This is a genomic window from Pseudomonas sp. NPDC098740 (assembly GCF_044760065.1).
GTDB classification, from domain to species: domain Bacteria; phylum Pseudomonadota; class Gammaproteobacteria; order Pseudomonadales; family Pseudomonadaceae; genus Aquipseudomonas; species Aquipseudomonas rossensis.
Genome location: NZ_JBIWAM010000015.1, coordinates 26,494 through 43,927, shown reverse-complemented (window position 1 = coordinate 43,927; position 17,434 = coordinate 26,494). Strand labels below are relative to the sequence as shown.

Below are 17,434 nucleotides of genomic sequence, written 5' to 3'. Positions count from 1 at the left end.
GCTTGTGCGGTCTACCTCTAAGGAGGTAGTACAGGAAAACCCTAAAACCGCTTGTTTATCAGCGTCTTAAGGTTTTCCGCCAAGGTTTTTGCTGACAAGGATCAGTCGACAACTCTTTAGAGGTAGCGCGCCCGGGATCGGCGGCAAAACCCATCCTGGAGCTGCACATGCTCGGTTTTCCTGATTTCTTCCCGGACCTGCGCTGATGGTGCGCTGGTTGCGCAGCTCCCTGCCCGCTCGCGCCGGGCTGGCGGTGATCCTGATCGCCGTGCTCGCCCTCGCCAGTTCGTTGAGCGCCGGGTTGATCGCCTGGTTCAGCCAGGGCGACGCGGCCGCCATCAACACCGCAGGCTCGGTGCGCATGGAGACTTACCACCTGAGCTGGAAACTGGCGGCGGGCGCAACCCCCTCAGACATCGCCGCCGTCACCGACAGCCTGCAAACCCGCCTCAACAGCCAGTCACTCAAGGCGGTGCTGGAAGATGGCCCGACCACCGCGCTGCAAATCAGCTACGGGCAAATCCAGCAACACTGGAACGAGGATTTGCGCCCGGCACTGGAGCGCGGCGATGCCGCCTATTTTCAGACCCAGGCCCTGCCCTTCATTGAACAACTGAACCAGTTCGTCAACCTGTTGCAGCGCCAAAGCGAACAGAAGCAAGGCTGGCAACAGGTGATCCAGGGCCTGGCCCTGTTCACCACCCTGTTCGTCCTGCTGATTGGGCTCTACGAATTGCAGTACGGGGTCGTCATGCCCTTGAAAGAGTTGGTGGATGCAACCCAGCGCTTTCGTCGCGGCGATTTCAAGGTGCGGGTCAATCATCAGTCCCAGGACGAACTGGGCCAGTTGGCCATGAGTTTCAACGCCATGGCCGAGACGATCGAAGACTCGCATCGCACCCTTGAGAGTCAGGTCCAGCAAAAAACCCTGAACCTGCAACAAGCCAATGCCGCCCTCGAGTTGCTGTACCAAAGCAGCCGAAGCCTGGCCACTCGCCTGGCTAATGCCGAAGGCCTGGATGAGTTGATCCGGCGCTTCCAGCAGCGCCTGCCAGGCTTGCGTCTGTCGCTGTGCCTGCAAGGACAAATGCAGGCACCGGCCCAGCAGTTGCTCGCCCTGCATGGCGCGAACATCCGAGAGGTCTGCGCCAGCAGCGATTGCGCCACGTGTCAGAAGCACCATAAAGCCAGCCCGCAAACCTTCAGCATCAGCAATCAGGGCAGTGAACTGGGAGAACTCAAGGCGCATTTTGTCGACGGGCACCCGACGCAAGCCTGGGAAACCCAGCTGATCCAGGCCCTGGCCAACCTGATTGGCACCTCGCTCTCGCTCAAGCGTCAACGGGAGCAGGATCATCGTCTGCTGCTGCTCGACGAACGCACGATCATTGCCCGCGAATTGCACGACTCACTGGCCCAGGCCCTGTCCTACATGAAGCTGCAAGTCAGCCGCCTGCAGACCCTGATGCGCCGAGGCGAACCGGTCGAGACCCTGGAAAACGTGGCTGCCGAACTGCGCGAAGGGCTGAACAATGCCTACCGCCAGTTACGCGAGTTGCTGACCACTTTTCGCTTGCAGATTCACGATGCGGGACTGGTGCAGGAACTCAAGGACACCGCCGAGGAGTTCTCCCGTCGCGGGGAATTCCAGGTGCACCTGCACGTCGACGCGCTGGCCTTTCAGTTATCGGCCAGCGAGCAAATCCACATTTTGCAGATCACCCGCGAGGCGCTCTCCAATTGCCTGCGCCATGCCCACGCGCAAAACGCCTGGCTGCAACTGCGTCAGGACGGTGAAACCGTCAGGCTCATCGTCGAAGACGACGGGCGTGGCTTCAGCGGCAACGTCGACCAACGCGAACACCACGGCCTGAAAATCATGGATGAGCGAGCCCGCAGCTTGCGCGGTCAACTCAAAATAGTGTCCAGGGAGCCGCAAGGCACCCTCGTCCAACTGGAATTCCAACCGGAGTTTCTCGGGCAGCAAACAGAAGGTAGCGTCACATGAACCCGTCCCTGCAACACACCATCCTGTTGGTCGACGACCACCCGATGATGCGTCACGGCATCCGCCAGATGCTCGAACTCGAAGATGATTTCCTGATCGTCGGTGAAGCCAGCAACGGCGAAGAAGCACTCGTTCTAATCGAACCACTGCAACCGGACCTGGTGTTGCTCGATAACAACATGCCGCAGATGAATGGCATTGAAACCCTGCGCCAATTACGGGCGATGCACTACACCGGCAAGGTGCTGCTGTTCACGGTCTCGGATGCCGAAGACGATATTCGCGACGCATTGCGTCTGGATGCCGACGGCTATCTGCTCAAGGACATGGAACCCGAACTGTTGATTCAGTACATCCGCAATGCCTTGAACGGCGAATTGGTGATCAGCCCGGGGCTGACCCAGGTCATGGCCCAGGCGCTGCGCTCACCGCAGCGCCAGACCGTGGTGGAACTGACCGAGCGTGAACGCCAGGTGCTGAAAACCATCGCCAGCGGCTTCAGCAACAAAGTCATCGGGCACAAGCTGGGCATCACCGAAGGGACGGTCAAGGTTCACGTGAAAAACCTGCTGCACAAACTCGGCTTGCGCTCGCGGGTCGAGGCGGCGGTGTGGGCCATGGAGCATCTGCGCAATGCGGGCTGAGGGGCATGCCTCTTTGGAGGTAGGCCGGCAGAGGCATAGGTCATCCGGCCGGCGCTCTCTACTATGAGCGTCAGCGGAGGTACGCCATGCTGACCCACCCTTCCATCGTTTTAACGTTGCGTCGTCATCATCTCTTCAGCCAACTGCCGGAGAAAATCTTCGAGGAAGTCTGCGGCCTGGCGATGCTCAAGCGCCTGGCTTGTCACAGCACACTCATGCATCAGGGCGATCCGGCCAAGCGCTTTTTCCTGCTGGTCAGCGGCCAGATCAAGTTGTACCGGCTGACCGGCGAAGGTCAGGAAAACCTGATGGAGATCATTCAGCCCGGCCAGACGTTTGCCGAAGCCTTGCTGTTCAGCCAGGCCCGTCTCTACCCGGTCAGCGCCACGGCGCTGAAGGACAGCGTGCTGGTGAGTATCGAGGGCAGCCATTACCGCAACGTCCTCGAAGACCAGCCGAAAGTTTGCCTGGCGATCCTGGCGAGCATGAGCGTGCACCTGCACCTGCGTCTGCGCGACATCGACACCTTGACCATGGCCAGCGCGAGCCGTCGGGTGATCAATTTCCTGTTCCAGGAACGCAACCCGGTCAACGGCTTGATTGTCTTGCAGGTGTCCAAACGCCTGGTGGCCTCGAAGCTGGGCATCCAGCCGGAAACCTTTTCGCGGATCTTGCATCGCCTGGTGGACAGCGGGCTGATCGCCATGGAACGGCGCAACATCAGCATCCTCGCCGAAGAGGATCTCGCGGCCTTCCAATAAACGGAATTGACCGCAGTCAATGCGCAATGCCACCGGCCTTGCACACTGAAGAAGTCCATCCATGGAGAGCGCTCATGTCCCGTTCAACCTTGCCCCTGATTTACTCCTGCTCAGGCTGCTCCAACGTCGCCCAACTGGCCAACACCCTGGCCGTGCGGCTCGATCGCAGTGGCCTGGCGGAAATGTCCTGCATCGTCGGGGTCGGCGGGCATGTGGCGGCGCTGGTCAACAAGGCACGCTCGGGACGGCGGATTTTTGCGCTGGATGGGTGTCCGTTGCAATGTGTTGAAAGTTGCCTGAAGCAGCATGGTCTGCATGCTGATGTGCATTTGATTCTTAGCCATTACGGGTTGCGTAAGCGCTATGGCGAGGACTGCAGGCAAGCAGAGAGTGATGAGTTGTTTGAACAGATCAAGCAGTTGATTACGAGTGATGCTCGCCAGCATGAAAGCCTGCAGGAAACGATGGCCTAACGGCCAACGAAAAACCACTGTGGGAGCGAGCTTGCTCGTGATGGCGGACTGACCGCTGACCTATTATTTTGGTCGGAGTACAGATCCATTCCTGCGGCAACGGCGACCTAGGGTTCCGCCCTTACGGCGGGTCACTTTGGAAAAGAACCCCAAAGTAACCAAAGGGTTCTTGCCCCTTTCGTTCGGAGCCTCGCCCAGGCTCGCCATGCCCTCGCTCCGGTCCTGCTCCGTGGGCCCGCCGCCATCGGCCATCCATGGCCGGGGGCGGCTAACCCGGCATCCATGCCGGGTTGCCCACTACACAGAACCTCCACTCGGCCTCTCGAGGGGGCGTACACCGCAAAGCAAAGCGAGGCGGCCTACCCGGCCGGCCTGCCTCTTCAAGCGTACGCATTCCCCCTGTGGGAGCGAGCCTGCTCGCGAAAGACGTAAACGATAACGCGTGCTGTCTGAATGAACGCGGTGTCCGGACGTTTTTCGCGAGCAGGCTCGCTCCCACAGGTACAACGCCCCTTTGGCCCTGGCTTTTGATCTTGCTTTTGATCTTGATCTGCCCCGTCGGAAGGCCGAGCGCAGGGTCTGCGCAGTGGGCACCGCGGCAGGGATGCCGCGTTAGCCGCCCCCGGCCATGGATGGCCGATGGCGGCGGGCCCACGGAGCAGGACCGGAGCGAGGGCATGGCGAGCCTAGGCGAGGCACCGGACGTCAGGGGCCAAAGCGTTTTGGTTACTTTGGCGCTTTTCCAAAGTGACCCGCCGTAAGGGCGGAACCCTAAGCAGCCGTTACCGCAGAAATGGATATGTACTGAGCCAAAAAAATAGCCCAGCAAGCCAGCTCCCACAATTGAGCGACGTCGATTACCCCGCCGCCAACCCCTTCCCCGCCCGCTCCAGATTGCGCCACAACCACACAGGCAACACATCAGGATCAAGACTGTCGATCAGGTTTTTCAACGCCAGCCCCAACTCCGTATCACCCTCGATCACCAAACGCCTGCGAAAGAACAGCGTATCCGGATCCTCCTGACGGCTGGCCAGCAATAAAAACTCACGCCAGTTGCCGCTGATGGTCACATGCGCGTTGGCGCGCTCAGCAATTCGCAACCCTTCACGGGTCAGCGTCAGAAACCAGGACAACCCCAGGTCCGGAATCCGCAAGCACAACCAACGCCCACGCAACACTTCAAACTCGCCATCGCGCAACGGCTCGGCGAGGCAGCGATTGAGCGCCTGCTGCAACGCCAGGCGCTGCACCGCAAAGGGCACCCGGCGCACCATCGGCAATAACCGGTCGGCGCCTTTCAACAACCACTTTTTACGATTCAACACAGGCCGACCTCCTCGACGCGCAACATGCCGGCCTGGCCATGCCAGTAGCCATTGCAACCGTCGACGAACAGCGGCGGTGTCTCGCCCAGACGAACCCGTTGATAGGCGGCAATGACCTCGGCCATGCCCTGAGCGCGAGGGCTCAGACGCAACACATCGGCACCACAGGCCAACAGCCCGGTGTAATCCGCCAGCAGATTGGTCACATCGGCCGACATCGTTTGAATTCCGTTGATGGTGAACAGCGCCTGCCCTTCCTGACTGGTCAACGGCAGGCCATCGGGGTAATTGATGCAGCAAAACTGGCAGTCGTCCTTGGGCTTGTTTTCCGCCCGAGCGGTGAAGCAGCGTGCGGAATAAGCCAACGGCAAATGCCCATAGGCAAAGATCTCGACTTCCGGCACCTCACGGCCCAGTTCGCGCACTTGATCAAGCACATCGCCAATCAGCGCCGCCGAGCATTCCACCGGCGGCACCCAACGGGTCATCCCGCAGTCCAGCAGTTGCGCCAGCGTATGACCGTTGTACAAATTCAGCGCCGGTCCGCCCACGAACGGCAACTTGCGCTCGGCCAAAAACTGCACCGCGCCCATGTCGTTGGCCTCCACCAACAATTGGCCGTTGTCGCAGAGCCGCCGCAGGCTGGAGAGCTCGGACGCCGCTTCGATCAGCGTCAGGCTGGAGATCACCAACTGTGCCTGGCTGCAGGTCTGCAACTCGCGCCCCAAACCCAGCCATTGATCCAGTGAAAAGGCCCGGCGTTTCGAACACACGGTTTCCCCCAGATAAATTACATCCAGGGGCAAGGCCGACATCTCGGCGTAAAAGTTGCTGAGTTGCTCTTTGTCCCAATAAAACAGGACCGGTCCAAGGCTGAGTTTCATGTCGCCTCCCTCATTGCCATGATCGATGATAAGCACCCAGGGTGGTCTGGCTGCCTTCGGACAAACCGGCCAGCACCCGACGCCATTCTTCCTTGACCCGAAAACTGCCCGGCGAGCCACGGTGGGCATCCAGTGCCGCGCGCCAGACGCGGGTGACTTGTTCGACATAGGCCGGACTGCGTTGCCGGCCCTCGATTTTGATTGCTTCGACGCCGATGGCCGTCAACTCCGGCAGCAAGTCCAGGGTGTCTAGGCTGGTGGGTTCTTCCAGCGCATGAAAGCGTTTGCCGCCGACCAGGAAACGGCCTTTGCACAGGGTCGGGTAACCGGCGGGTTCATCAGGTGTGTAACGGTCGATCAGCACCTCACTGAGCCGTGCGCTCAAGCCGTCGGCGTCGTCGCTCCAACGCACCGCTTTGGCCGGTGAGCAAACGCCGCACAGGTTCGGCGACTCGCCGGTAATGTAGGAAGACAGGTGGCAACGCCCTTCGGCCATGATGCACAAGCTGCCGAAGCCAAAGACTTCGATGGGCACGGGGCTGCTTGCGGCGACCTGGCGTACCTGCGCCAACGACAACACCCGCGGCAGCACCGCGCGACGAATCCCGTAGCGCTGCGCATAAAATTCCAAGGCTGCGGCATGGGTTGCCGAGCCTTGGACCGACAGGTGCAATGCCAGTTGTGGATGCCGCTGGCTGGCGTAGTTGAGCACCCCGGGGTCGGCGGCGATCAGCGCATCCACGCCGAAATCGGCGGCGCGATCAACCGCCCGCTGCCAGCGCTCCCAGCCCTTGGGTTGCGGGTAGGTGTTGACCGCGACATAGAGTTTGCGTTGATGCTGGCGAATGTGGGCGACGGCGGCGTCGAACTGTTTGTCGTCCATGTTCAGCCCCGCGAAATGCCGGGCATTGGTGTCATCGCGAAAACCGACATAAACGGCATCGGCGCCTTCGCGCACCGCCGCTTTTAGCGCAGGCAGGTTCCCTGCCGGGCAGACCAGTTGCATGGGTAATCCTCATGGAAAATCGCGCCGCCAGTCTAGCGAGACCGGCAGGAGCGGCCTTGACGGCAATCAATTGCCATCAATGCATCAGGTCGGCGAAGGACAGGAACATCACGTTGTCGTGCTTGAGCACTTGCTGCTCGCGCTCGATCACCGCCAGCCCGTCGGCCCAACACGCGGCGGTCAACATCGCCGAGCTTTGCTGAGGGTGCAGCTCCACGCTCAGCTGGCCGTCAGCGCCCGAGGTCAGCCGTGCACGCAGGTACTGCCGGCGCTTGTTGCGCTGCAACCAGTCGAATCCGGCGGGCACGGCCAATGGCACCGGCAACACGTCTTTCACGCCTTGGGCCCTGAGCAGGAACGGACGCACCACCACCAACGCGGTAATCAGCGCCGCCGAAGGATTGCCCGGCATGCCGATCCACGGTTTGCCGGCCACTTCGCCGAAGGCCAGCGGTTTACCCGGCTGAATCGCCAGCCGCCAGAAATCCAGGCTACCGAGTTCCTCGATGGCCTGTTTGAGGTGATCTTCCTCGCCCACCGAGACGCCACCGGAACTCAACAACAGGTCGCATTCCGAGGACGCCAGGCTCAAGGCATGCCGGCTGGCCGCCAACTCATCGGCCATGACGCCATAGTCGTGCACCTCGACGCCCCAACCGCTCAACAACGCCGCGAGGCAGTAGCGGTTGCTGTTGTAAATCTGCCCGGGCGCCAATGGATCGCCCGGCTCACGCAGTTCATTGCCGCTGCTGAGCAAGCACACCTGCAACGGTCGATAGACCTCCACCCGCGCGATCCCAGCGCCGGCCAGCAACCCTACTTCTTGCGCACGCAGGCGTTTACCGGTCTGGAGCAACAGATCTCCCCGGCGAACCTCCTCACCTTCCTTGCGCACGTGATCGCCAGCGCTTACGGGCGGAAACCAGACACGCTCGCCATCGATCCGGCAGCGCTCCTGCGGCACCACTGTGTCGGCACCCGGCGGCAATGGCGCGCCGGTAAAAATCTGTACGGCTTGCTGCGCGAGCAAGGGCGAGCACGCCTGATCCCCCGCCGCAATTCGTCCGCCAATCGACAAATAGCCGCCGTCCGGTGGCAGGTCAGCGGCCCTGAGGGCATAACCGTCCATGGCGCTGTTGTCCCAGGCCGGCAGGTTGACGGAGGAATGAATGTCCGCCGCCAGCACCCGCCCCAAGGCTTGATCCAGCCCGATCTTTTGCGCCAGGGGCGGCGACGGTGCCTGATCCAGCAGACGGCTGATGGCCTCGTCCACCGGCATCAGGTGGCCGAGGTCACACACCCGACCGGTCATGAGCGTGTCTCGCAGGCGTCGATGACCCGTTGCGCTTGCGGTTTCAAATGCGGGGCGAAATTGCACGGGCCGGTGCGGCTGTCCAATTGTTCGAGCAGGATCTGGTTCCAGGCGGTTCGACACGCGCCCGGCGAACCCGGCACGCAGCACACCAGCACGCCGTTGCTCATCCCGGCCAATGCCCGTGACTGCAGACTGGACATACCGATTTCCGCCAGGGACACCTGACGGAACAGTTCACCGAAGCCTTCCACGTGTTTGTCCAGCAACGGCAAGACCGCTTGCGGTGTGTTGTCGCGCGCGGTGAAACCAGTGCCGCCGGTCATCAATACCACTTGCACCTTGGGGTCGGCGATCCAGTGGGAAACCTTTGCACGGATCTGATAAATGTCGTCCTTGACCAGATCACGGTCGATCAATACATGCCCGGCCGTTTGCAGTAAATCCGTCAGGGTCTGCCCCGAGGTGTCTGTGTCAAAGGTGCGCGTATCGCTGATGGTCAGCACGGCGATGTTCAGGGGTTCAAACGTGCGTTGCGCCAGATGGGCCATATCCAAGCCTTCCCGTAAATGAGGGTATGTGACAAAGCCTGAACCGGAATGGCGAGCGAGCCTATTCCTCCAAGGAGGTACCTCCACGGGGACATAAGCAGAATGTACAGGCCACACAAAACCTGTGGGAGCGAGCAAGCTCGCTCCCACATTGTTCTCCATTGCTACACGATCTGTTCAAGGTGCCAGGCGATTTCGTTGCCATACACCGTCACACAAACGGTAATCGAGACGATCATGCAAGCGGTCGGCACGGCCTTGCCAGAACTCCAGACGCTCAGGGTGCAGGCAGTAGCCGCCCCAATGTTCGGGCCGCGGCACGGTCTTGCCGGCAAAACGTTGGGTGGTTTGTATCAACAGCGATTCAAGCTCGGCCCGATTGGCCAGCGGCCGGCTTTGCGGTGAAGCCCAGGCGCCCAGGCGACTGTCCTGTGAGCGGGAATCGTAGTACGCATCCGACAGCGTCGGGTCGAGCCTGGAGACCTGGCCTTCGATACGCACCTGACGTTCCAGCCCCGGCCAGAAAAAGGTCATGGCAGCATGCGGGTTGGCGGCCAGTTGCTGGCCCTTGTCACTCTGATAATTGCCGAAAAAGGTGAAGCCTTCATCGCTCAAGCCCTTGAGCAGCAGGACCCGGCAGTGCGGACGCCCTTCACTGTCGACCGTCGCCAACACCATGCTGTTGGCTTCGACAGGCGCGCGCTCGGTATCGCGGGCCAGTTGCAGCCATTGCCGGAACATCGCCAGCGGGTCGTCCAGCGCCGACTCGTCTTGCAGGCCAAAAAGGGAGTAGTTGCGGCGCATCTGTGCCAGGGAAAGGGGCATGACGGTGATCTCCAAAAAGGTTCTGCCCAGTGTGCGATGCACTGCGCAAGACCACCTTGACCACTATCAACACTGAGCATGCCCAGCCTTATTTGAGGCGCAGACGCCGAGCCAGTTTGTGCAGATTGCTGGGATCGACTTCCAGAATCCGCGCGGCGCTGGCCCAGTTCTCCCCGGACAGGCTCAAGGCCTGGAGAATTTTCTTGCGCTGGTAATCGTCGACCGCTTCACCCAGGGGCTGGAACGGCTCATCAGCCGTAACGTCCAGGGGACTTTCGGCGACCGCGCCCTGCCCGCCCATGGCACTGTCGAGGTCCAGAATCTCGGGCTCCAGCGTCATGATCAGCGTGCGACTCGTGCCGCGACTGAGCTGCTTCAACGCGGCTCGGCTGATCACATGCTCCAGCTCGCGCACGTTGCCCGGCCAGCTGTAAGTCAGCAGCGCTCGCTCGGCCGCCGGCGACAGACGCAAACCGCGCAGACCGAGCCGCGTCCGATTGAGTTCAAGGAAATGCCCGGCCAGCATCAACACATCGTTACCCCGCTCGCGCAGCGGCGGAATCGGCACCGGGTACACCGAGAGCCGGTGATACAGATCGGCCCGAAACAAGCCGTCGCGGATGCTGTCCGGCAGGTGCCGGTTGGTCGCTGCAATGATTCGCACATCGACATGCAGCGGCTTGTCGGCACCGAGGCGCTGGATCTCGCCATTCTGCAGGGTGCGTAGCAGTTTCGCTTGCACGGCCAATGGCAATTCACCGACTTCATCGAGAAACAGCGTGCCACCGTTGGCCGCATCGAAACGTCCGGCACGGTCACTGGTGGCGCCGGAAAACGCGCCTTTGACATGGCCGAACAATTCACTCTCTGCCAAAGACTCCGGCAAAGCGGCGCAATTGACCTGCACCAGAGGCTTATGGCTGCGGCGCGACAGACGATGCAAGCGCCGGGCGAACAGTTCTTTGCCGACGCCGGTCTCGCCCAGCAGCAACACCGGCAGCTCGGAGTCGGCCAGTACGTCCAGTTCATTGAGCAACTGATGCAGCACCTCACTCTGCCCGAGGATTTCGCCTTCATCAGCTGGCCTGCGCACGTCTTGAATATCGCTGCGGGACAAGCGCAGGCTGCGGTTTTCCTGCTCAAGCCGGGTGACTCGCACGGCGGCTTCGATCTGCAAGGTGCAGCGCTTGAGTTCTTCCCGCGCACGGCTGTCGAAGGTCCCGGCGTGAAGCGCATCGAGGGTGATCGCACCCCAGATCCGACCCTCCACGTACAGGCTCACGCCCATGCAGTCGTGCACGGGCATCGGTTCGCCAGCGTGATTGTCGAGCAAGCCGTCATAGGGATCCGGCAGGCGACTGTCGGGCTCGAACCAGGTGGGTTCGCGCGACGCCATGATCGCCGCCAGCCGCGGATGCTGGGCGATGACAAAGCGGCGGCCCAACGCTTCATGCACCAGCCCCACCGTCGCGACCGGCCTGAGGCTGTCGTCATCCAGACGCAGCAATCCCACGGCGCCACTGTTGAAGTACTCGCGCAGGGTCTGGACCAGTCGTTGCAACCGCACAGCATTGGGCAACTCGACAATGAGGTCGGCCGCCAGGCTTTCACGCAGCATGGTAGTTATTACCCTCTATGGTTGGATTCACCCTAAAGCGTCCGGGTGCCTATCACCACAACTAAAAATTAAGCCATATTTTTCAATACGTTAAATATGGCATGCCGGGTGCAATGAGCCTGGGGAACCGTTGAAATCCAAACAAGGAACCCCTGATGAGCCTGACCCTACTGGAACAAAGCCTCGGCCAACTGGCCTGCGACATTCCCGGCGCCACGCGGATCTTTCACACCTTCAAACTGGACTTCTGTTGTGGCGGGCATAAAAGCCTGCGCGAAGCAGCCGCTGGCAAAGACCTCGACCCGGTCCTGATCGCCGATGCGCTGCACCGGCTGCAAGACACCGGCGAAACCCAACACGACTGGCGCAACGAACCGTCGGAGCTGTTGATCGCCCACCTTCTGGCGCGCTACCACGCCCGCCATCGCGAGCAACTGCCGGAACTGATCCGCCTGGCCCGTCGCGTCGAGCAGGTCCATGGCGCGCGCAGCAGCTGTCCCAACGGCCTGGCTGATCTGCTGACCGACATGCAACAAGAACTCGAAGGCCACATGCTCAAGGAAGAACAAGTGCTGTTCCCGATGCTGCAACAGGGCATCGGCCCTCAGGCCGCCCCGCCGATCCAGGTGCTGCGTTTTGAACATGATCAACATGGCGAAGCCCTCGAAAAGCTGCTCGCGCTGACCAACAACATCACCCCGCCGGCCGATGCCTGTAACACCTGGCGTGCCCTTTATCGTGGGCTGCTGGAGTTTCGGGATGACCTGATGCAACACATCCATCTGGAGAACAACGTGTTGTTTGTTAATGCCTTGACCCCGCGCCACTGATCGATTGCCGGTCACACAAAACCAGTGACGCAGCTTTCGCGAGCAGGCTCGCTCCCACAGGGGACAATATTCCAATGTGGGAGCGAGCCTGCTCGCGAATGGCGCCACCACGGGTTTACGGGTTTTCCAGCGCGATCAACCGTGCCAATAGAACATCGCCTTGGCCAGGATCACGATCAACACCATGTGCCCGAGGATGCTGCGGCGAATCCAGCTGGCGCGGGTCGTGGTCAGTCGTGCGCTTTTCAGCCAGTACGCCAGCAGGAAGTAATGGCCGATGATGCTCAGGGCCAGGACGATCTTCAGGCTCAGCAACGTGCCAAAACTGCTCGCCAGCGGCTGACTCAATACGCCACGGTGTTGCCACGCCAGGCTGATGCCGGCGCCATACAACAGCAACACCACGCCATGTAGCACCTTGCGCGAACGCACCGCGATCGCTTGATCTGCGATCGTTTGCGCGGTACCCGCCAACTGCTGGCGGGCGCGGTGCCAGATCACCACTTCGAAAAACAGCGTGCCGATAAAGGCAATCGCCGCCAGCAAGTGGGTGACCAGCAAAAAGGGATATAGCACCGGCAGCCTCCATCAGTTCACTTGCTTAGCCCGGATGACCGTCCACCCGGGCCCGCAGCAGCATCGGCCCATAGCGCCAGGCGTACAGCGCAAACGCCAGCGCCCAACACACACCGGCCAGCCACAACGCAGGCAGGGGAAAGAACAGGATCAACACGACCCGGCTCAGACACGCCAGGTTGAGCAAAATGAACGCCATGGTCATGCCCGATGGCGGCTCCAGCGCGCGGCCGGTATGCCCCAGGCTGACCCGCGCGATCATCGCCAACACCAGGCCGCCCATCGCGCCGATCGTCAGGCAATGCACCGCCAGACTCGGGTTAATCGGCGCACCGAAATGCCACAGCGCCATTGCGAGACAGGCCACCGCCAACCAGGCATACGCCAGGTACAACGACCACAGCAACGGCACGCGCCAGAGGGCGCGATCATGCCAGCGAACCAGACGCACCAGATGCCCAGCGGCCAACACGGCGAACAACAGGCCCGCCCAGAGATTGGGGTCAAGCGCAGGTCCCGCGGCATATAACAACGCCACCAGCGGCGAGCCAATCAGCAGCATCCCATCCAGCCACGGCCAAGGGGTAACGCCCTCGACCTTGCCAAGGCCGCGCTGGATGAAGAACGGAATGACCCGCCCGCCGATCAAGCCCATCATCGCCGCCACCAGCCAGAGGCCGGTCAGCACACCTTGACGCTGCCAGCCTTCATGACCTTCGACCAGGCCGTACAGGGACAACCCGTCGGCCGCCGCTAACAACAGCAGCACCACCGCAATCGGGTAGTTACGTGTCTGCCGCACCTTCCACAAGGTGAAACCCATGAGCGCGGCCACCGCCAGCGGGAACGCCAATTCCAGCACCGCGAGCACCGGCCACGGTGCATTGACCAGCCAGGCCACGCGCGCCAACAACCACAGCAACGCCAGCGCGGCCAGTGGTCGCCCGCTGATGCCGGGGCGACCGGTCCAGGTCTGCACCGCCGTCAGCAGAAAGCCTGCAATGATCGCCAAGCCGAACCCGAACAACAATTCGTGTCGATGCCAGCCCAGCCAACCACCCGACGGCTGCCAACCGGAAAGCGCACCACTGAAGGCGGCCAGCCAGAGCGGAATGGCCAGCCCCGCCAGAAGACAGCCGGCGAGGAAAAATGGCCGAAAGGCCAAACGTAGCAACGGCGCGATGGCCATCGCTTTACGGCGGTCGAGCACTTGCATAAAGCCACTCCTTTACCTTGCTGCTGACCTGACGCCAACCCGCAGGCGTCGAAGTAAGTCCGGGGGCAATCATCGGGGATTGGCGATCAATTGCCTTTGTCGCAGATCAAGTGTGCAAGGGGCGTGCCCCGATGCCGATCCGCACCGGTAGCAAGCCTCGCGTGCCGCCGATGAAATCCATTCAGGGTACAAATGACCCTTTAATGGTTATTTAAACCCTAAACCTCGTGGTCTTTTTTACCCTCTTTTCTGACAACCCCAATAAACAAAGGCCTTCAGGCATGGCCCGCGTCTTGCTCAAGCTTTCAGCAATCAAAGAAACCTTGATCCTTCTCGATCCCCAGGAGTCGTCATGAAAAAAGTCATCCAGCCACTGGCCTGGTTTGTGGTGTTGACCTCGGTTCTGGCGTTGGCCAGCGGCGTCTCGCTGGGCCTCGTTTGACTTGATCGCCATCCCCTCCTCAATCTTCAGGATGAATTCTTATGGTGCTTCATCGCGTCCATCACCAGATTCTGCGCAGTCATCACTTGTTCGAGCCGTTGAACGAAGAACAGCTGGATGAATTGATGAGTACCAGCCACCTGCTCAGCATCGACAAGGGCGAACCGCTGTTCCGCCAGGGCGAGCCGGCAGACTCGTTCTATTTCGTGATTGCCGGCGCGGTGAAAATCTACCGCCTGACACCGGATGGTCAGGAAAAAGTGTTTGAGGTGATCGGCGATCGGCAAACCTTCGCCGAGGCGATGATGCTGATGGACACCCCGAACTATGTGGCCTCGGCCGAAGCGATCTGCCCCACCCAGCTCTATCGATTATCCAACAACACCTACATGCGCCTGCTGCAGAGCAATAGCCGACTGACCTTTGCGCTGCTCGGCAAGCTCTGCGTTCGCCTGCATCAACGGGTCAACGAAATCGAAACCCTGTCCCTGAAAAACGCCACCCACCGGGTCGTGCGTTATCTGCTGACGCAATTGGTGCGCCAGCAAACGGTTGACAGCCAATTCGAGCTGCCGATGGCCAAGCAACTGATTGCCGGGCATCTGTCGATCCAGCCGGAAACCTTTTCGCGGATCATCCGTCGCCTGATCGATGAAAACATCATCACCCAGGACGGCCGCCAGATCGCCATTCTCGATCGTCTGCGCCTGGAACAGTTCGAGTGAGTGACATGCCCGTCTGTTTGTATTGCCAGCACGCCAACCCCGCACAAGAACCCGAGTGCCGCCAATGCGGCATGCCCCTGCCGGCATTCGCCGCACAGGCGGGGGAACGCCGGCTGCGCCGATTCACGTGGTTCTGCATCGGCCTGACGATCTTCTGCGTGACGATGTTTTTCTGGCTGCCACGCAACGCCTGATCCCCACACATTTCCCCTGTAGCAGCTGCCGAGCCTGCGAGGCTGCGTTCGACTGCGCAGCAGTCGTAAAACCAGTCACCGCGGTGTGTCAGTTAAACCGCGGATTTAGGATTTACGACTGCTTCGCAGCCGAACGCAGCCTCGCAGGCTCGGCAGCTGCTACAGGGGCGCAGGCGACAAGGGACCGTGTCGATCAAGGCTGAGTCAGCTGCCGATACAACTGCGGCAAGCGCAGGGGTAACTGCTCGGGCTGGCGGATCAAGGTGTAGCCATTGGCGCCGAACATGTAAGGCAGGTAATCCCCGGCCTCGCGATCAATCGTGATACAGAACGGCGTCAACCCCTGACGCCGCGCCTCCAGCACCGCTTCGCGGGTGTCTTCAACGCCGTAGCGGCCCTCATACAGATCCAGATCATTCGGTTTGCCATCCGTGAGCAGCAGCAACAGTTTGCTGCGGCGTTTGCTCTTGCCCAGCAGTTGGGTGGCGTGGCGGATGGCGGCGCCCATGCGGGTGTAATAACCCGGTTTGAGCCCTTGAATGCGACCGCGGGTGTTGTCGTCATAGCGCTGGGTGAAGGACTTGAGTTCCTGCATGCGCACTTGCTGACGACGCAGCGAGGAAAATCCGTACAGGGCGAAATCATCACCCAACACCGACAGGGTTTCGCCGAACAGCAGCAGACTGTCGCGGATGACATCAATCACCCGATGCTCATCGTTCAAGTGGGCGTCGGTGGACATCGAAACGTCGGCCAGCAACAGGCACGCGAGGTCGCGGCGCGACTGCCGTTGTTCCATGAACAGACCCCGTTCCGCACATTGGCCATGCTCGCGTTCAACGTGAAAATCCAGCCAGGCCTGCATGTCCAGTTCAGACCCTTGAGGTTGCTGGCGTAACCATTGGCGATCATTGCGCAGGTGCTCGAACTGGCGGCGCAGACGGTGCGCCGAGGCCTTCAGCCGTGGCGGCAATGGCTGCGCCTCACAGTCGCGGGGCACCATCATTTGCAGATTGACGAAGCTGTCCTGCATCTGCTGCTTGCGGTAATCCCACTCGGGCAACTTGATGCCCTCACCCAGGGGAATATCGTCGACATCGGCCGGTGGCAAATCCAGGTGCAGCTTGAGGCCACCGCCCTTGCGCAGGCGGGTGCGCGACAGACTCAATTCATCCAGGTCCTCGGCGACTCTGGCCGCGTCAGGGTTTTCGCTGTCGTCCGACCAGCGATCCAGGTCCACGTGTTCGGTCCAGCTGAACAGGTTCTCCAGGCGCACGATTAACAACCCGCCGTCGCGGCTGCCTTCATCGATCCGCTTGGCGCGTTTGCTTGCGCCTTTCTGTTCGCCGGGCGGAGTCGTCAGCGATTCTTCCGACTCGTCACCGAGATCGGCCGCCTGCGGGCTGGCGAGGTTTTGCGGTGGGTACAACCACAGCGGCAGCGGCCACGCGGCCCGTTCGCTGCGAGGGAAATGTTCGACACTGCCCGGCTCGCGCAGCGCCTGGCATAACGCTCGTTCCAGGGCCGCTTCGCCGGGGTTCAATGTTGCCGGATCCGGGCGCAATTGCAGATGGGCATCGACCAAACGTTTGTACCGGGCACGCAACGCGGGATAGCGCCGCAACAGCTGTTGCGTCCAGCGCTGATTGTCTCGCCCCCAATGACGCATCTGCCCGGCCTGGGCCGCCAGCAACGCGAGCCAACGATAGAGCTCCTCGTTCAATGCAACTTCAGGGAACACCGCGAGGCTCGACGGCAGACGAAGGTTCGCCTCGTCGCACCACGCCAAGGGCACTTGCTTGCAGGTGCCGGCGATCTGCTGCAGCACGTTGCGTCGCAACAGCAGATCGCGGTCGCTGGCGGCTTCCACGCCGACGCCATTGGCGCCACCCATGGCGCGAAACAACAACGCCAGCGGTCGCTGCTGGTGGATCAGTTCGACCCGGGCCTCGGGAAAATCCGGGCTGGCGCGGCGGGTGATAAAGCGATGCCAGACACTGCCAACCCACTCTTCCAGTTCGACGGTAAAGGCCATGGTTTT

The 17,434-nt window shown here is 61.2% G+C and carries 17 protein-coding genes; 7 read left to right on the top strand and 10 right to left on the bottom strand.

What is annotated here, in order from left to right:
- Positions 1-205: 205 nt before the first annotated feature.
- The 4 genes from ACIQU2_RS19000 (at position 206) to ACIQU2_RS18985 (ending at position 3,886) form a co-directional block, all read left to right on the top strand.
- Positions 206-2,008: a HAMP domain-containing protein gene (locus ACIQU2_RS19000; protein WP_347805882.1), complete on the top strand. Its 1,803-nt coding sequence runs from the start codon at positions 206-208 to the stop codon at positions 2,006-2,008.
- Positions 2,005-2,652 carry a two-component system response regulator NarL gene (gene narL / locus ACIQU2_RS18995; protein ID WP_347805881.1) on the top strand — a complete coding sequence of 216 codons (648 nt, stop codon included), beginning with the start codon at positions 2,005-2,007 and terminating at the stop codon, positions 2,650-2,652. The genes ACIQU2_RS19000 and narL overlap by 4 nt, the downstream gene beginning before the upstream one ends.
- Before the next feature lie 86 nt (positions 2,653-2,738).
- On the top strand, positions 2,739-3,413 hold the full coding sequence (locus tag ACIQU2_RS18990) for a Crp/Fnr family transcriptional regulator (protein WP_347805880.1): 675 nt from the start codon (positions 2,739-2,741) through the stop codon (positions 3,411-3,413).
- Positions 3,414-3,487: 74 nt separating this feature from the next.
- On the top strand, positions 3,488-3,886 hold the full coding sequence (locus ACIQU2_RS18985; protein WP_347805879.1) for a putative zinc-binding protein: 399 nt from the start codon (positions 3,488-3,490) through the stop codon (positions 3,884-3,886).
- A gap of 857 nt (positions 3,887-4,743) precedes the next feature.
- Here ACIQU2_RS18985 and ACIQU2_RS18980 read toward each other — a convergent pair.
- From ACIQU2_RS18980 to norR, 7 genes are all read right to left on the bottom strand, one after another.
- Positions 4,744-5,214 (bottom strand): SCP2 sterol-binding domain-containing protein, encoded by a 471-nt coding sequence (locus ACIQU2_RS18980; RefSeq protein WP_347805878.1) that lies wholly within the window; start codon positions 5,212-5,214, stop codon positions 4,744-4,746.
- Positions 5,208-6,098: a U32 family peptidase gene (locus tag ACIQU2_RS18975; protein ID WP_347805877.1), complete on the bottom strand. Its 891-nt coding sequence runs from the start codon at positions 6,096-6,098 to the stop codon at positions 5,208-5,210. Before ACIQU2_RS18975 ends, ACIQU2_RS18980 begins: the two co-directional genes overlap by 7 nt.
- A gap of 10 nt (positions 6,099-6,108) precedes the next feature.
- Positions 6,109-7,104: a peptidase U32 family protein gene (locus ACIQU2_RS18970; RefSeq protein WP_347805876.1), complete on the bottom strand. Its 996-nt coding sequence runs from the start codon at positions 7,102-7,104 to the stop codon at positions 6,109-6,111.
- Positions 7,105-7,180: 76 nt separating this feature from the next.
- The gene (gene glp / locus ACIQU2_RS18965; protein WP_403143280.1) at positions 7,181-8,416 is read right to left on the bottom strand and encodes a gephyrin-like molybdotransferase Glp; all 1,236 of its coding nucleotides are present in this window, start codon (positions 8,414-8,416) and stop codon (positions 7,181-7,183) included.
- Complete coding sequence (gene moaB, locus ACIQU2_RS18960; RefSeq protein WP_347805474.1) at positions 8,413-8,967, bottom strand: molybdenum cofactor biosynthesis protein B; 555 nt, start codon at positions 8,965-8,967, stop codon at positions 8,413-8,415. Before moaB ends, glp begins: the two co-directional genes overlap by 4 nt.
- Before the next feature lie 177 nt (positions 8,968-9,144).
- Complete coding sequence (pdxH, locus tag ACIQU2_RS18955; protein WP_403143278.1) at positions 9,145-9,792, bottom strand: pyridoxamine 5'-phosphate oxidase; 648 nt, start codon at positions 9,790-9,792, stop codon at positions 9,145-9,147.
- Positions 9,793-9,880: 88 nt separating this feature from the next.
- The gene (gene norR, locus ACIQU2_RS18950; protein WP_403143276.1) at positions 9,881-11,410 is read right to left on the bottom strand and encodes a nitric oxide reductase transcriptional regulator NorR; all 1,530 of its coding nucleotides are present in this window, start codon (positions 11,408-11,410) and stop codon (positions 9,881-9,883) included.
- Between the two features lie 155 nt (positions 11,411-11,565).
- Between norR and ytfE the strand changes: the two genes are divergently transcribed.
- Entirely contained in the window at positions 11,566-12,240 is a 675-nt protein-coding gene (ytfE, locus tag ACIQU2_RS18945) for an iron-sulfur cluster repair protein YtfE (RefSeq protein ID WP_347805471.1), read from the top strand.
- Between the two features lie 135 nt (positions 12,241-12,375).
- On the opposite strand, the gene ACIQU2_RS18940 is transcribed toward ytfE, so the two are convergent.
- Together ACIQU2_RS18940 and ACIQU2_RS18935 are read right to left on the bottom strand one after the other, a co-directional pair.
- Positions 12,376-12,816: a CopD family copper resistance protein gene (locus tag ACIQU2_RS18940; protein ID WP_403143272.1), complete on the bottom strand. Its 441-nt coding sequence runs from the start codon at positions 12,814-12,816 to the stop codon at positions 12,376-12,378.
- A 25-nt stretch (positions 12,817-12,841) separates the two neighbouring features.
- On the bottom strand, positions 12,842-14,032 hold the full coding sequence (locus tag ACIQU2_RS18935) for an NnrS family protein (RefSeq protein ID WP_403143270.1): 1,191 nt from the start codon (positions 14,030-14,032) through the stop codon (positions 12,842-12,844).
- 483 nt (positions 14,033-14,515) lie between these two features.
- Here ACIQU2_RS18935 and ACIQU2_RS18930 point away from each other — a divergent pair, with 483 nt between their 5' ends.
- Positions 14,516-15,199: a Crp/Fnr family transcriptional regulator gene (locus ACIQU2_RS18930; protein WP_008156275.1), complete on the top strand. Its 684-nt coding sequence runs from the start codon at positions 14,516-14,518 to the stop codon at positions 15,197-15,199.
- Between the two features lie 5 nt (positions 15,200-15,204).
- Complete coding sequence (locus ACIQU2_RS18925) at positions 15,205-15,393, top strand: protein DnrP (protein WP_347805476.1); 189 nt, start codon at positions 15,205-15,207, stop codon at positions 15,391-15,393.
- A 193-nt stretch (positions 15,394-15,586) separates the two neighbouring features.
- On the opposite strand, the gene ACIQU2_RS18920 is transcribed toward ACIQU2_RS18925, so the two are convergent.
- Positions 15,587-17,428 carry a VWA domain-containing protein gene (locus ACIQU2_RS18920; RefSeq protein ID WP_347805469.1) on the bottom strand — a complete coding sequence of 614 codons (1,842 nt, stop codon included), beginning with the start codon at positions 17,426-17,428 and terminating at the stop codon, positions 15,587-15,589.
- Between the last annotated feature and the right edge of the window lie 6 nt (positions 17,429-17,434).

What these genes read in the sequence shown, in the direction of transcription:
- ACIQU2_RS18970 (WP_347805876.1), bottom strand. Translation starts at nt 7,104, where the DNA reads ATGCAACTGGTCTGCCCGGCAGGGAACCTGCCTGCGCTAAAAGCGGCG.
- pdxH (WP_403143278.1), bottom strand. Translation starts at nt 9,792, where the DNA reads ATGCCCCTTTCCCTGGCACAGATGCGCCGCAACTACTCCCTTTTTGGC.
- ACIQU2_RS18935 (WP_403143270.1), bottom strand. Translation starts at nt 14,032, where the DNA reads ATGCAAGTGCTCGACCGCCGTAAAGCGATGGCCATCGCGCCGTTGCTA.
- ACIQU2_RS18990 (WP_347805880.1), top strand. Translation starts at nt 2,739, where the DNA reads ATGCTGACCCACCCTTCCATCGTTTTAACGTTGCGTCGTCATCATCTC.
- ytfE (WP_347805471.1), top strand. Translation starts at nt 11,566, where the DNA reads ATGAGCCTGACCCTACTGGAACAAAGCCTCGGCCAACTGGCCTGCGAC.
- ACIQU2_RS18975 (WP_347805877.1), bottom strand. Translation starts at nt 6,098, where the DNA reads ATGAAACTCAGCCTTGGACCGGTCCTGTTTTATTGGGACAAAGAGCAA.
- ACIQU2_RS18930 (WP_008156275.1), top strand. Translation starts at nt 14,516, where the DNA reads ATGGTGCTTCATCGCGTCCATCACCAGATTCTGCGCAGTCATCACTTG.
- moaB (WP_347805474.1), bottom strand. Translation starts at nt 8,967, where the DNA reads ATGGCCCATCTGGCGCAACGCACGTTTGAACCCCTGAACATCGCCGTG.
- ACIQU2_RS19000 (WP_347805882.1), top strand. Translation starts at nt 206, where the DNA reads ATGGTGCGCTGGTTGCGCAGCTCCCTGCCCGCTCGCGCCGGGCTGGCG.
- narL (WP_347805881.1), top strand. Translation starts at nt 2,005, where the DNA reads ATGAACCCGTCCCTGCAACACACCATCCTGTTGGTCGACGACCACCCG.
- norR (WP_403143276.1), bottom strand. Translation starts at nt 11,410, where the DNA reads ATGCTGCGTGAAAGCCTGGCGGCCGACCTCATTGTCGAGTTGCCCAAT.
- ACIQU2_RS18925 (WP_347805476.1), top strand. Translation starts at nt 15,205, where the DNA reads ATGCCCGTCTGTTTGTATTGCCAGCACGCCAACCCCGCACAAGAACCC.
- ACIQU2_RS18920 (WP_347805469.1), bottom strand. Translation starts at nt 17,428, where the DNA reads ATGGCCTTTACCGTCGAACTGGAAGAGTGGGTTGGCAGTGTCTGGCAT.
- glp (WP_403143280.1), bottom strand. Translation starts at nt 8,416, where the DNA reads ATGACCGGTCGGGTGTGTGACCTCGGCCACCTGATGCCGGTGGACGAG.
- ACIQU2_RS18985 (WP_347805879.1), top strand. Translation starts at nt 3,488, where the DNA reads ATGTCCCGTTCAACCTTGCCCCTGATTTACTCCTGCTCAGGCTGCTCC.